The sequence below is a fragment of the Fictibacillus sp. FJAT-27399 genome, from assembly GCF_001510655.1.
GTDB classification, from domain to species: domain Bacteria; phylum Bacillota; class Bacilli; order Bacillales; family Fictibacillaceae; genus Fictibacillus_C; species Fictibacillus_C marinisediminis.
Window position 1 is genome coordinate 1,051,693 of the sequence record NZ_LMVC01000002.1, and the last position, 13,599, is coordinate 1,065,291.

Below are 13,599 nucleotides of genomic sequence, written 5' to 3' on the forward strand. Positions count from 1 at the left end.
GTAAGGTGTGATGTAATTGCTGGCAGAATTAAGCATCCGCAATTTTGCGATTATTGATGCATTAACCATCTCCTTCAATAAAGGGCTCACCGTGCTAACCGGGGAAACTGGTGCCGGTAAATCCATAATTATTGATGCCATCGGTCTATTGATCGGAGGGAGAGGTTCCTCAGAGTTCGTACGCTATGGAACACCAAAAGCGGAGATTGAGGGGTTATTTTTAGTGGATGCTCCTCATCCCGTTTTTTCAAAAGCTGAAGAATTGGGGATCGATATACAGGATGGAATGGTCGTTTTAAAAAGGGACATTATGGAGTCCGGCAAAAGTGTATGCAGGATTAACGGGAAGCTTGTGACGCTGTCACTTTTAAAAGAATGCGGGCAATCTCTGGTTGATATCCATGGGCAGCATGAGACACAATACTTAATGCAGCCTGAGATGCATCTTTCGTTGCTCGACAGCTTTGGCGATGATGATATGGAGCTTCTTGTAAGCCAATATCAATCCGTCTATTATGAATATAAGGATTTGAGGAAGCAGTTAAGAAATCTGACAGAAAACGAACAGCAGATGAACCAAAGGGTTGATCTGATCCAGTATCAGCTTGAAGAAATCAACAGCGCCGAACTATTGCCCAATGAAGATGAAGAACTGCAGGAAGAGAAACTGAAGCTCGGGAACTATGAGAAGCTTTTTAACAGCCTTCAGGATTCTTATCAGTCGCTATATGGTGAACAAAAAGGGATTGAACACGTTTCTGTCGCATTGAGCCATCTTCAGAATATTTCCCATCTCGATGATGAGTTGAACCAGCTGCAGGAGAATGTGGCAAATCATTTTTATGCACTGGAAGAAGCGGCTTTTTCCATCCGTAACTATTTTGAAACCATGGAATTTGATTCGGCAAGACTGGATTTTATAGAGACGAGATTGAACGAAATCAGCAAGTTGAAACGAAAATATGGCAACACTGTAAATGAGATATTGGAATATGCATCTAAGATTGAAAAAGAATTAGATATTCTGCAGAATAAGGACGGCAATATCGAAGCAATAAGACAGCAGCTTCAAAAACAGGAAAAACTCCTTCAGAAACATGCTCAAAAGCTTAGTAAAAAAAGAAAGAACCTTGCCGAGCGCCTGACTTCTGAAATTCTTCAAGAATTAAAAGAACTGTATATGGAGAAGACTGTGTTCGACATTAAGATTACTTCATTGCAACATGAAGCCGAGCAATTGCGTGAACAGGATTTCGGTAAATACGGCTCTGATCAAGTGGAGTTCTTCATCTCCACTAACCCTGGAGAACCATTGAAGCCGCTGGCAAAAGTGGCTTCTGGAGGAGAGCTTTCCCGTGTTATTCTAGCGCTGAAATCCATCTTCTCACATCATCAGGGAATTACTGCAATTATATTTGATGAGGTGGATACAGGGGTAAGCGGGCGTGTCGCACAAGCGATTGCTGAAAAAATCTTCCGGGTCTCAGAAGGTTCCCAGGTGCTTTGTATTACTCATCTTCCGCAGGTGGCAGCCATGGCAGATACTCATTTGCATATCTCCAAAGAAACGTCGAAGAAAAGGACGACGACACATGTCGTCTCACTGGAAACAACACAAAAAGTCAATGAGATCGGAAGAATGATCTCCGGGGTTGAGATCACAGAGCTGACAAAACAGCATGCAAGGGAACTGCTTGATCTTGCCGAAGAAATAAAAAAAACATCATAAGCGTTAAAGTCATTTTGGGCATTATACGTATGTAAAGCTATCCATTTAAGGATAGCTTTTTCTTTTTAAGCGGTTATAATCTTACAGTTCTAAGGCAAAATTAGTAGTACAGCCATGTTGGAGGTGTGGGTAAGGAGCGAGGAGAGTGAAAGATGGTTAAAGATAAATTAAGGCGGATTTTAGGTGTGATTCTCCTTGGTTGCCTGGTGGGAATTGGTTTCCTTGAGCCGGTCCAGGATTATGTAGGCCTGCCTTCAGCCCTAAAGGTGTTTAAAGGTCAGGATCGTATCGTTTCCAACCTTCCTGCGGGAACTGAGGTTGCTTCAGCAAAAGGAACAAATGCAATCTTTTCAATAGGCAAATCGAGTGGCGGACACTCATTTTCAGTCAATGCTCATGAGGATGGTGATTCTGTGGTCACGCTCGAAGCAGGAGGCTTTCCGGTGAAAAAAATGGGGATAAGTGTATTGCCGGAATTGAAAGTGGTGCCAGGGGGACAATCAATTGGGGTTAAACTGAATACCTTAGGTGTTTTGGTCGTAGGCCATCATCTTGTAGATACTAAAAAAGGACAAAGATCACCAGGTGAAATCGCAGATATACAAGTTGGTGATATTATTACTAAAATCAACGGTGAAAGCATTGCAAAAATGGGAGATGTTGCCCCATTTGTAAGAAAAGCCGGTAAATCAGGCGGCATGCTGGATGTAACAGTGATCAGAAACAAAAAAACGTACCATCGAACATTACAGCCGCTCCAGGATAAACACGACTTATCTTATCGTATCGGGTTATATATCAGAGATTCTGCTGCAGGAGTCGGAACACTGACGTTCTTTCATCCTCAGTCACATAAGTATGGAGCACTTGGCCATGTGATCTCAGATATGGATACGAAGCAGCCGATAGTCGTGAACAAAGGAGAAATTTTAAAATCAACCGTTACTTCTATTGAAAAGGGAAGCAATGGTCATCCTGGCGAGAAATTAGCGCGTTTTTCTGACGAAAATGAAAGCATTGGAAGTATTTCGAGAAACAGTCCATTCGGTATCTTTGGAAAGCTGAATGACGGTTTATCAAACGGACGGTGGGATAAACCCCTGCCGGTTGCTTTTTCTGATGAAGTAAAAGAAGGACCCGCCAAGATCCTGACGGTCGTTAACGGAACGAAAGTACAGGCATTCCAAGTGGAAGTTGTCAGTTCAGTTCCTCAAAAGTTCCCTGCAACAAAAGGGATGGTTATAAAAATTACCGATCCGAAGCTCTTGAAAACAACAGGCGGAATCGTTCAGGGGATGAGTGGGAGCCCGATCATCCAGAACGGAAAGCTCATTGGTGCGGTTACTCATGTGTTTGTAAATGATCCGACTTCAGGGTATGGTGTTCATATTGAATGGATGCTGGATGAAGCAGGTATAAATATATATGGAAAACAAAAGCAGAAGGCGAGTTAAAAGCAGCCTCTGCTTTTTTTCCATCAAAAGGAAAAACCTTCTCCTTTTCATAGACATTTGAATGAATATTTTATACAATACATAGTAGATAAAGAAAATTCGACAAGCGTGGTTAAGAAAACTGATATAGTGTCGAAAATCTAAGGTAATTGAAGAGAAAATGTGATATATTAACCAAAATTAAAAATTTGAGAAAAAATAAAGGGAAAACAGGTTTTTTGTGGAAATCTTATAAGAGAAACGAAGAAAATGTTGGATAGGGAGGAATATCCGTGCAAAAAATAAAAGTTTGTTTAGCTGACGATAACCGTGAATTAATTAGTTTGTTAAAAGAATATTTGGCAAATCAGGATGATATGGAAGTGATTGGTGTCGCTTTCAATGGTCAGGAGTGCCTGAACGTCCTTGAAGATAAAAATCCTGATGTCCTTGTACTGGACATTATCATGCCTCATCTTGACGGGCTTGCAGTACTTGAAAGAATTCGTTCAAACGATCATCTTCCGCAGCCAAACGTCATTATGCTGACGGCATTTGGCCAAGAGGACGTAACAAAAAAAGCAGTGGAACTTGGTGCTTCTTACTTCATATTGAAACCGTTTGATATGGAAAATCTCGCTAGTCAGATTCGCCAGATCAGCGGAACGGAAAAGTCTTTTGTACAGCGTCCATCAACTGCTCGATCAGCAGCATTAAATACAATGAAACAGCCGCGGAATCTTGACGCGAGCATCACGAGCATCATCCACGAGATTGGGGTTCCTGCCCATATTAAAGGATACATGTATCTGCGTGAAGCCATATCAATGGTATACAACGATATTGAATTGCTAGGATCCATTACAAAGGTCCTCTATCCTGATATCGCTAAAAAGTTCAATACAACCAGCAGCCGAGTCGAACGTGCGATCCGCCATGCTATTGAAGTAGCGTGGAGCCGAGGCAACATCGACAGTATTTCATCCCTGTTCGGTTATACGGTGTCCATGTCAAAAGCAAAACCGACCAATTCTGAGTTTATCGCCATGGTCGCAGACAAGCTGAGAATCGAACATAAATCCAGTATGACCGTTTAAATTAACGCCCTGGCTTTGGGAATAGGGAGAACGAACTTGTATTCAATTCCTTCCTAGCCTTTGAATGTATACCTCCTTATTCCGCAGAAGACTCCGCAAGAGTCTTCTGTTTTTGTGTGCAATAAAAAATAGTCCACGGAAGAATAGTTCTTCTGCGGACTATTTTTTTTGGAAACGGGTCTGAACTTTATTTCTTTTTCGGTCACGGTAAAATACAAAGCCGGCTACAAATGACAGACCGCATACAAACAGGATGAAACCGGCGGCAAACTGAAGCCACAGGGCACCGAATCCGTAATGAATGCCAAACAAAACATCTCTCATTAATTTTATTCCGACTACACCTGCAATTCCCGGGATCACCATAATGAGCAGAGCAATTAAACGTTGCATGGTTGTCCTCTCCTTTTACTCCTTCATTTTACTGCAGTTGTAGTTGGGTGTCGAATGAAAATCCCAATCTTGCAAACCTTTTCATAAAAACGTATGATTAGGGTGTGAAAATAATTGCAAAACTAAGGAGCTGGGTATGCAAAAAGCAGTTATTTACGGGACAGGGGAGCATCTTGAGTCTCTGGTACTCCTTTTGGCTTCGTCCCGCGTGATTCAAATCAGTGCCATAATTTTAAGATCTTCTGCTTCTGAAGGATTAAACCGGCTGGCAGAGCAATTTAATATCCCGATCGAAGACAGCTTGGATGGAGCTGCTGACCGTTCTGTTGATTTTTTGATCGATTTTACCAATCAACTGCCAAGACAAATGGCAATGCTTCATTTTGGGGACCGGGTCAGTATTATCCCATCCTCAATTGCCTGGGAGTTCTGCCAGACGCTGTCTGCGAGTGAACATTATATCCCTTCTTATAAAAGCAAACTCCATAAGATTAATACTATACTTGATTCGACACATGATGGAATGATTGCTATTAATGAAAATTTATCTGTCACTTTATTTAATAAGAGTGCAGAAAAAATGACGGGGAGCAAGAAAGAAGATGTACTTGGCCATCCTGTGCATGAAGTGATCCCCAACAGCCAGCTGCCTAGAGTAATGTCCGATGGCAAGGAAGAAATCAACCAGGAACAAATACTGGACAATGGCACAAAAATTATTACAACCCGCATCCCGATTATTGATGATTTTGGCAACAAGATGGGTGCATTTGCAGTATTTAAGGATATCACCGAAATGATTGATCTTGCAGAGGAAGTCACCAATCTGAAAAGCATCCAGTCCATGCTTCATGCGATTATTCAGTCTTCTGAAGAAGCAATCTCGGTTGTTGATGAAGAAGGAAAAGGGTTGATGATTAACCCTGCCTATACGAAGCTTACCGGACTAACATCAGAAAAAGTGATTGGAAAGCCTGCTACGATTGATATCTCTGAAGGTGAGAGTATACATATGCAGGTCCTTAAAACGAGAAAGCCTGTCAGAGGTGCCCGGCTAAAAGTTGGGCCGCAGCGGCGCGATGTTGTCGTCAACGTGGCACCTATTATTGTAGACGGTGTGCTAAAGGGAAGTGTCGGCGTGATCCATGATGTATCGGAAATTAAATCCCTTACTGAGGAGCTGAGCCGTGCCCGACAAATTATCCGTACACTTGAAGCTAAATATTCCTTTGAAGATATAAAAGGTGAGTCTGAGGAAATGAAATTTGCCGTCGAGCAGGCCCGTCTGGCCGCTTCAACACCTGCAACTGTACTGCTGAGAGGAGAATCTGGAACAGGGAAGGAACTTTTCGCCCACGCCATCCATAATGGGAGCAGCAGAAAGTACAATAAATTTATCAGGGTCAACTGCGCTGCCATATCAGAATCCCTTCTTGAAAGTGAGCTGTTCGGTTATGAAGAAGGAGCTTTTTCTGGCGCATTGCGCGGAGGGAAAAGAGGGCTGTTTGAAGAGTCCAACGGAGGAAGTATCTTTCTGGACGAAATCGGTGAACTGGCTCCAGCCATGCAGGCCAAACTGCTTCGAGTGCTTCAGGAAAAGGAAATAAGGAGAGTAGGTGGAACAAAGTCCGTTCCAATAAATGTAAGGGTCATTGCGGCCACGAACATTAACTTGGAAAGGAAAATTGGTGAAGGTGCTTTTCGGGAAGATCTCTATTACCGCCTGAACCGGATGCCGATTTATATTCCACCTTTACGTGCCAGAAAACAGGATATCCGGCTATTGGCAAGCCACCTTATCCATAAGCTCAATCAGGATTATGGAAAAAATATTGAGGAAATAACAAATCAAGCTGAAGAAATACTAAAACAGTATGAATGGCCGGGCAATGTCAGGGAGTTGGAGAATGTTCTCGGAAGAGCGATGATTCATATGGATCATCATAAACAATCCATCAGCTCCAGCCATATTGATCTGCCATCGCTGGATAAAACTGAGGATCAAAAGTCTCGCCCCATACTGGCTGGAGAGTTTAAACCCTTAGCGCTGCAGATGGAAAAAGTTGAAAGAGACATCCTGCAGGATACGTTGACTAGTGTCCAGGGCAATAAAACCAAGTGCGCAAAAGCACTCGGCATTTCATTGCGAAGCCTCTACTACAAACTTGAAAAGTATGGAATAAGCCAGGATGAATGAAAATGCATGCAATTTTGTTCACGGTGTGCAATTATATTCATAGGAAAAATAACAATTTAGCCAATTTAAATGGGGGAAACAGTTGGCATGGTTCTTGCATGGTAATAGAAGGGTGGCAAAAGGAGGCTGAACATTGAAACTAGAACATCTGCTCAACTCCATTTCAACGGAATCAAAAAAAGTAGTGGCAGTTGCCGCTGCTGAAGATGAAGAAGTCATTCGGTCAGTGAAGCAGGCCTATGAAAAAGGGGTTGCATCATTTATCCTTGTTGGAAATAAAGAAAAAATCCAATTTTTGCTACAGCGAAGTAAGCTTGAGCAGAATGAAGAGCTTTTGATTATGGAGTCAAAACCTGAAAACGCTGCACTTGAAGCTGTGAAAGTGGTTAGTAGCGGTCAAGCTGACATCGTGATGAAAGGACTGATTCCTACAGCTGACCTGCTTAAAGCAGTCCTTCACAAAGAAAACGGGCTGCGGACGGGTAAGATTCTGTCACATGTCGCTGCCTTTGAAGTTCCGGGCTATGATCGGCTGCTGTTTGTAACCGATTCAGGAATGAATATTGCTCCAGATCTTCAGCAAAAAGCCCAGATCATCGAGAACGCCGTGCAGGTTGCAAGAAGTATCGGAGTGGAAATGCCTAAGGTTGCGGTCTTGGCGGCTGTTGAATCCGTGAACCCGGCCATGCAGGCAACGCTGGATGCGAGTGCTCTGATGGTGATGAACAAGAGAGGACAAATCAGCGGGTGTATCGTCGATGGTCCCCTTGCATTGGATAATGCCATTTCAGTAAAAGCGGCTGAACACAAAGGCATATCCAGCGAGGTTGCAGGGCATGCCGATGTACTGGTTGTTCCTGCGATCGAGACAGGCAACGCTTTGTATAAATCACTTATCTATTTTGCAAATGCCAAAGTGGGAGCAGTAATCGCAGGTGCCCGTGCACCAATCGTTCTGACTTCCAGAGCGGATACGGCTGCAAGCAAGCTGTACTCTATTGCTCTTGCTGTAAAATCACTTGAAAAAAATAACAACAACCAGGAGGAAAAATAAAATGGAACTATTCAAATACATGGAAACTTATGATTATGAGCAAATGGTGGTTTGCCAAGATAAACAATCAGGATTAAAAGCCATTGTTGTTATTCACGATACAACACTTGGGCCAGCATTAGGCGGGACAAGAATGTGGACGTACAACACTGAAGCAGATGCATTTGAAGATGCACTTAGACTCGCACGGGGTATGACTTACAAAAATGCGGCTGCAGGTCTGAACCTTGGCGGCGGAAAAACGGTTATTATCGGCGATCCGAAAAAAGACAAGAATGAAGAAATGTTCCGTGCGTTCGGACGTTTTATTCAAGGTCTTAACGGCCGATACATTACAGCTGAGGATGTAGGTACAACGGTTGAAGACATGGATATCATCTACCAAGAAACACCATTCGTAACAGGTGTCTCTCCTGCTTTCGGTTCTTCAGGCAATCCATCACCAGTTACAGCTTACGGTGTTTACCGCGGAATGAAAGCGGCAGCCAACGAAGAGTTTGGCACGGATTCACTTGAAGGGAAAGTAATTGCAGTTCAAGGTGTGGGACATGTTGCCTACAATCTTTGCCGCCATTTAAACGAAGAAGGCGCACAACTAATCGTTACAGATATCAACAAAGAAGCGGTTGACCGTGTCGTTGAAGAATTTGGTGCGAAAGCCGTCGACCCTGACGAAATCTATGGAGTTGAATGTGACATCTTTGCACCATGTGCATTAGGTGCGATCATCAATGACCAAACGATCGGTCAGATTAAGGCAAAAGTCATCGCGGGTGCCGCAAACAACCAGCTTCGTGAAACACGTCATGGTGATGCGATCCACGAAATGGGAATCATTTATGCTCCTGATTATGTAATCAATGCGGGCGGTGTTATCAATGTAGCAGATGAATTGAATGGCTACAACCGCGACCGTGCAATGAAAAAAGTTGAGACAATCTATGACAACATTGCGAAAGTTATCGAGATTTCTAAACGCGATGGTATTCCGACTTATTTGGCTGCTGACAGGCTCGCTGAAGAACGAATTGAAAGAATGCGCAATTCCAGAAGCCAGTTCCTTTTGAACGAACGTCATATCCTGTCCAGCAGGACCCGCTAATCTCGGTTTGAACATTGGAGGTTTATATGGTGCCTACAAAAGAATATCGCTTACTCGTCATCAATCCAGGATCAACCTCTACCAAAATCGGGATTTTCGACAATGAACGTGCTGTTTTTGAAAAAACTATACGGCATGACAGCGACAGTATCAATAAATTTGAAAATATTATCGATCAATATGAATTTCGAAAAAATACAATTCTCGAAACCCTTGATCATGAAGGAATCAACATTTCTAAATTAAGTGCGGTAGTAGGGCGCGGCGGTTTGCTGCGTCCCATCGAGGGCGGCACGTATCATGTTAATGATCTGATGCTTGCGGATCTTAGAAAGGGCTATGCGGGAGAGCATGCTTCTAATCTCGGCGGGATCATCTCATACGAAATCGCATCCGGACTAAACATTCCATCATTTATTATTGATCCTGTTGTCGTCGATGAGATGCAGCCGCTAGCGAGAGTCTCGGGAATCCCAGAGATTAAGCGGAAGAGTATTTTTCATGCATTGAACCAAAAAGCTGTTGCAAGAAGAGTATCCTCTCTACTTGGTAAGCCATACTCTAGCCTTAGGCTCATTGTTACGCACATGGGCGGAGGAATTACCGTTGGTGCTCATTTTTACGGCAAGGTTATTGATGTAAACAACGGTCTTCACGGCGAAGGTCCATTTTCTCCTGAACGAGCCGGAACCGTTCCAGTCGGAGATTTAGTGGAATTATGCTTTTCAGGCGAATACTATGCCGATGAGATCATGAAGAAACTGGTCGGACAAGGCGGCCTTGTCGGATACCTTGGCACGAATGATGCAGTAAGGGTCGAAGCGATGATCGCGAATGGAAATGAAGAAGCGGCGCTGATCTACGATGCGATGGCCTACCAGGTGGCAAAGGAGATAGGCGCTTCCAGTACCGTATTAGAAGGGCAAGTTGACGCGATCATCATTACCGGAGGACTAGCTTACGGCAAGGAATTTGTGAAAAAGATTACAGAACGTGTAGAATGGATTGCTGATGTTATCGTTCAGCCCGGTGAAAATGAGCTTCAGGCTTTGGCCGAAGGAGGGCTTCGCGTATTAAAGGGCGAGGAAGAAGCCAAAGAATATCCTGCATCAGATGTTTCTGTCCGAACGAATTAAAGTGATAAAGGAGAAACAGTATGGCAACTGATTTTGATTTAGTCATCCTCGGCGGAGGTACAGGCGGCTATGTTGCAGCCATCCGTGCAGCTCAAATAGGCAAAAAAGTAGCGATAGTGGAAAAAGGATTGCTTGGCGGAACTTGCCTTCATAAAGGGTGTATTCCAAGCAAAGCCTTGCTGCGAAGTGCAGAAGTTTATTCTACTTCTAAAAAAGCAGCTGAATACGGTGTTTCCATTGAAGGTGTGTCCCTTGATTTTAATAAAGTACAGGAACGCAAACAAAAAATTGTTGATCAGCTTCATAACGGTGTAAAGCACCTCATGAAAAAAGGAGACATTCAAGTCTTCGAAGGGACAGGCCGTATCCTTGGGCCATCCATTTTTTCTCCGATGGCTGGAACCATTTCGGTTGAATTTAACAATGGAGACGAGAATGAAATCCTCATTCCGCAGAATGTTATTGTAGCGACTGGATCCAGGCCTCGTACACTGCCTGGGTTAGAGATTGACGGCACATTGGTCATGTCTTCAGATGATGCACTGAAAATGGAGACTCTTCCAGCATCCATCCTGATCATCGGAGGCGGAGTAATCGGCATCGAATGGGCTTCCATGCTCAATGATTTCGGTGTCGAAGTTACGGTTGTAGAATATGCGGACAGAATCCTTCCGACAGAAGATGAAGAGATTTCCAAGGAAGCTGCGCGCATCTTGAAGAAAAAAGGAATCAAACTTGTTACAGGTGCGAAAGTTCTTTCAGAAACGCTGAAAAAAGAGGAATCTGTTCAGATTGATGCTGAGCATAAAGGCGGAACGGCATCGTTTTCAGCAGAAAAAATTCTTGTTTCCGTTGGACGCCAGGCAAATGTGGAAGGAATTGGCCTGGAGAACACAGCGATCAAAGTAGAAAAAGGGTTTATCGAAACAAATGAATATTACCAAACGGCAGAAAGCCATATCTATGCCATCGGAGATGTTATCGGTGGGCTGCAGCTTGCTCATGTGGCATCACATGAAGGCATTGCAGCAGTTGAGCATCTTTCCAACCAGAACCCGCACCCTATTGATTATTCCATGATCTCTAAGTGTATTTACTCCAGCCCGGAAATGGCGAGTGTGGGATATACGGAAAAGGAAGCGAAAGAGAAAGGGTATACTGTAAAGGTCGGAAAGTTTCCGTTCAAAGCAATCGGTAAGGCTCTTGTTTATGGAGAATCAGACGGATTTGTTAAACTGGTAGTGGATGAAGCAACGGACGATCTTTTGGGAGTCCATATGATTGGACCGCACGTTACCGATATGATTTCTGAAGCAGGTCTGGCGAGAGTTTTGGATGCTACACCATGGGAGATCGCCCAGACTGTACATCCTCATCCTACACTTTCTGAAGTGTTCGGCGAAGCAGCGCTTGCCGTCGATGGAAAAGCGATTCATTTCTAAAAATAGGAGGGATCTATCATGGACGAAAACCGCCATGAAAGACTTGGTTTAACGGACGAAAAAGTCCTTGAAATGTATAGAACGATGCTGATGGCCAGAAAAATCGATGAGCGTATGTGGCTGTTGAACCGGGCTGGTAAAATCCCGTTCGTTATCTCTTGCCAGGGGCAGGAAGCAGCACAGGTCGGAGCCGCGATGGCGCTGGACCGTGAAAAAGATTTCGCATTGCCGTATTACAGAGACATGGGAGTCGTCCTTTGGTTTGGGATGACTGCAAAAGACTTGATGCTTTCAGGTTTTGCAAAAGCAGAAGATCCTAACAGCGGCGGAAGGCAGATGCCGGGTCACTTTGGAGGAAAAAAATATCGAATCGTTACAGGTTCTTCCCCGGTTACGACTCAAGTGCCACACGCTGTCGGTATGGCACTTGGCGGAAAACTTGAAGGAAAAGATCTTGTTACATTTACTACCTTTGGAGAAGGTTCCTCCAATCAGGGAGATTTTCATGAAGGCATCAACTTTGCCAGTGTTCACAAACTTCCTGTTATCTTCATGTGTGAAAATAATAAATACGCCATTTCTGTACCGATCCAAAAACAGCTGGCGTGCAAAAATGTTTCAGACCGTGCTTTAGGCTATGGCATTCCTGGTGTTACCGTAGACGGAAACGATCCGTTGGCTGTATATGAAGCAGTAAAAGAAGCTGCAGACCGCGGACGCCGCGGAGAGGGTCCAACATTGATCGAAGCCGTGTCATACAGGCTGACTCCTCACTCCAGTGATGATGATGACCGTGCCTATCGTACAAGGGAAGAAGTTGAAGAAGCAAAGGCAAAGGATTCGATCTTTACGTTTGCTCAATATCTAAGAGATGCAGGCGTTCTAACTGACGAGTTTGAGAAGCAATGCCATGAAGAAATTGCAGCGATCATTGATGAAGCAACTGATTATGCAGAAGCAGCGCCGTATGCAGACCCAGAATCTGCAATGCGCTTTGTTTATGCAGAGTAAGGGGGAGAAACCATGCCGATTATTTCCTATATAGATGCAGTAACACAGGCGATACGAGAAGAAATGCAACGGGATAAAAAAGTTTTTGTGGTTGGAGAAGACGTTGGAGTACGCGGAGGAGTGTTCCGTGCCACTGCTGGATTGATAGAAGAGTTTGGTGAAGATCGAGTAATTGATGCTCCATTGGCGGAGTCCGCGATTGCAGGCGTAGGAATTGGTGCAGCGATGTATGGCATGCGGCCTATTGCTGAAATGCAGTTTGCTGATTTCATCATGCCTGCTGTAAACCAGATTGTTTCCGAGGCTGCGAAGATCCGTTACCGTTCGAACAATGACTGGACATGTCCGATCACTATCCGCGCTCCGTATGGCGGCGGGGTTCATGGTGCTCTGTACCATTCTCAGTCAGTCGAAGCATTGTTCGCTAATGTTCCTGGACTTAAGATCGTGATGCCTTCGACTCCTTATGATGTAAAAGGCCTTCTGAAAGCTGCGATTCGTGATGAAGATCCTGTTCTATTCTTTGAACATAAACGCGCTTACCGTTTGATTAAAGGTGAAGTTCCAGAAGAAGAATATACACTGCCGATCGGCAAAGCCGATGTTAAACGTGAAGGTGATGATATTACGGTCATTACATATGGCTTATGTGTACATTTTGCTCTTCAAGCAGCAGAAAAGCTTGAGAAAGACGGAATTTCCGCTCATGTCCTTGACTTAAGGACCGTATATCCTCTTGATAAAGAAGCGATTATTGAAGCTGCTTCAAAAACAGGCAAAGTAATGCTATTGACTGAAGATAATAAAGAAGGAAGCATTATGAGCGAAGTTTCTGCTATTATCGGTGAACATTGCCTCTTTGAACTGGACGCACCGATTAAACGTCTTGCCGGGCCTGATGTGCCTGCAATGCCTTACGCTCCAACGATGGAGAAGTATTTTATGGTGAATCCAGATAAGGTAGAAAAAGCAATGAGAGAACTTGCTGAATTCTAAAACAGCACT

11 protein-coding genes are annotated in these 13,599 nt (G+C 43.9%); 10 read left to right on the forward strand and 1 reads right to left on the reverse strand.

Annotated features, from left to right (window positions below; all coding sequences use genetic code 11):
- Window positions 1-16 precede the first annotated feature (16 nt).
- From recN to spo0A, 3 genes are all read left to right on the forward strand, one after another.
- Window positions 17-1,729 carry a DNA repair protein RecN gene (gene recN, locus AR335_RS10320; RefSeq protein WP_062235105.1) on the forward strand — a complete coding sequence of 571 codons (1,713 nt, stop codon included), beginning with the start codon at window positions 17-19 and terminating at the stop codon, window positions 1,727-1,729.
- A 152-nt stretch (window positions 1,730-1,881) separates the two neighbouring features.
- Window positions 1,882-3,183, forward strand: a complete 1,302-nt coding sequence (gene spoIVB / locus AR335_RS10325) for a SpoIVB peptidase (RefSeq protein WP_062235110.1) — start codon at window positions 1,882-1,884, stop codon at window positions 3,181-3,183.
- A 272-nt stretch (window positions 3,184-3,455) separates the two neighbouring features.
- Entirely contained in the window at window positions 3,456-4,259 is an 804-nt protein-coding gene (gene spo0A, locus AR335_RS10330) for a sporulation transcription factor Spo0A (protein ID WP_053357940.1), read from the forward strand.
- Between the two features lie 159 nt (window positions 4,260-4,418).
- On the opposite strand, the gene AR335_RS10335 is transcribed toward spo0A, so the two are convergent.
- The gene (locus AR335_RS10335; protein WP_053357941.1) at window positions 4,419-4,652 is read right to left on the reverse strand and encodes a DUF2627 domain-containing protein; all 234 of its coding nucleotides are present in this window, start codon (window positions 4,650-4,652) and stop codon (window positions 4,419-4,421) included.
- 136 nt (window positions 4,653-4,788) lie between these two features.
- Between AR335_RS10335 and AR335_RS10340 the strand changes: the two genes are divergently transcribed.
- The 7 genes from AR335_RS10340 (at window position 4,789) to AR335_RS10370 (ending at window position 13,590) form a co-directional block, all read left to right on the forward strand.
- The gene (locus tag AR335_RS10340; RefSeq protein WP_062235113.1) at window positions 4,789-6,849 is read left to right on the forward strand and encodes a sigma-54 interaction domain-containing protein; all 2,061 of its coding nucleotides are present in this window, start codon (window positions 4,789-4,791) and stop codon (window positions 6,847-6,849) included.
- Between the two features lie 133 nt (window positions 6,850-6,982).
- On the forward strand, window positions 6,983-7,903 hold the full coding sequence (gene yqiS / locus AR335_RS10345; RefSeq protein WP_062235115.1) for a phosphate butyryltransferase: 921 nt from the start codon (window positions 6,983-6,985) through the stop codon (window positions 7,901-7,903).
- A 1-nt stretch (window position 7,904) separates the two neighbouring features.
- A complete protein-coding gene (bcd, locus tag AR335_RS10350) occupies window positions 7,905-9,005 on the forward strand; it encodes a branched-chain amino acid dehydrogenase (RefSeq protein WP_062235118.1) in 1,101 nt (366 codons plus the stop codon).
- Between the two features lie 29 nt (window positions 9,006-9,034).
- Window positions 9,035-10,141 carry a butyrate kinase gene (buk, locus tag AR335_RS10355; RefSeq protein ID WP_156418994.1) on the forward strand — a complete coding sequence of 369 codons (1,107 nt, stop codon included), beginning with the start codon at window positions 9,035-9,037 and terminating at the stop codon, window positions 10,139-10,141.
- A gap of 20 nt (window positions 10,142-10,161) precedes the next feature.
- Window positions 10,162-11,583, forward strand: coding sequence for a dihydrolipoyl dehydrogenase (gene lpdA, locus AR335_RS10360; RefSeq protein WP_062235124.1), 1,422 nt, complete (start codon window positions 10,162-10,164; stop codon window positions 11,581-11,583).
- A gap of 18 nt (window positions 11,584-11,601) precedes the next feature.
- The gene (locus tag AR335_RS10365; protein ID WP_062235127.1) at window positions 11,602-12,594 is read left to right on the forward strand and encodes a thiamine pyrophosphate-dependent dehydrogenase E1 component subunit alpha; all 993 of its coding nucleotides are present in this window, start codon (window positions 11,602-11,604) and stop codon (window positions 12,592-12,594) included.
- A gap of 12 nt (window positions 12,595-12,606) precedes the next feature.
- Complete coding sequence (locus AR335_RS10370; RefSeq protein WP_062235130.1) at window positions 12,607-13,590, forward strand: alpha-ketoacid dehydrogenase subunit beta; 984 nt, start codon at window positions 12,607-12,609, stop codon at window positions 13,588-13,590.
- The last annotated feature ends 9 nt before the right edge of the window (window positions 13,591-13,599 follow it).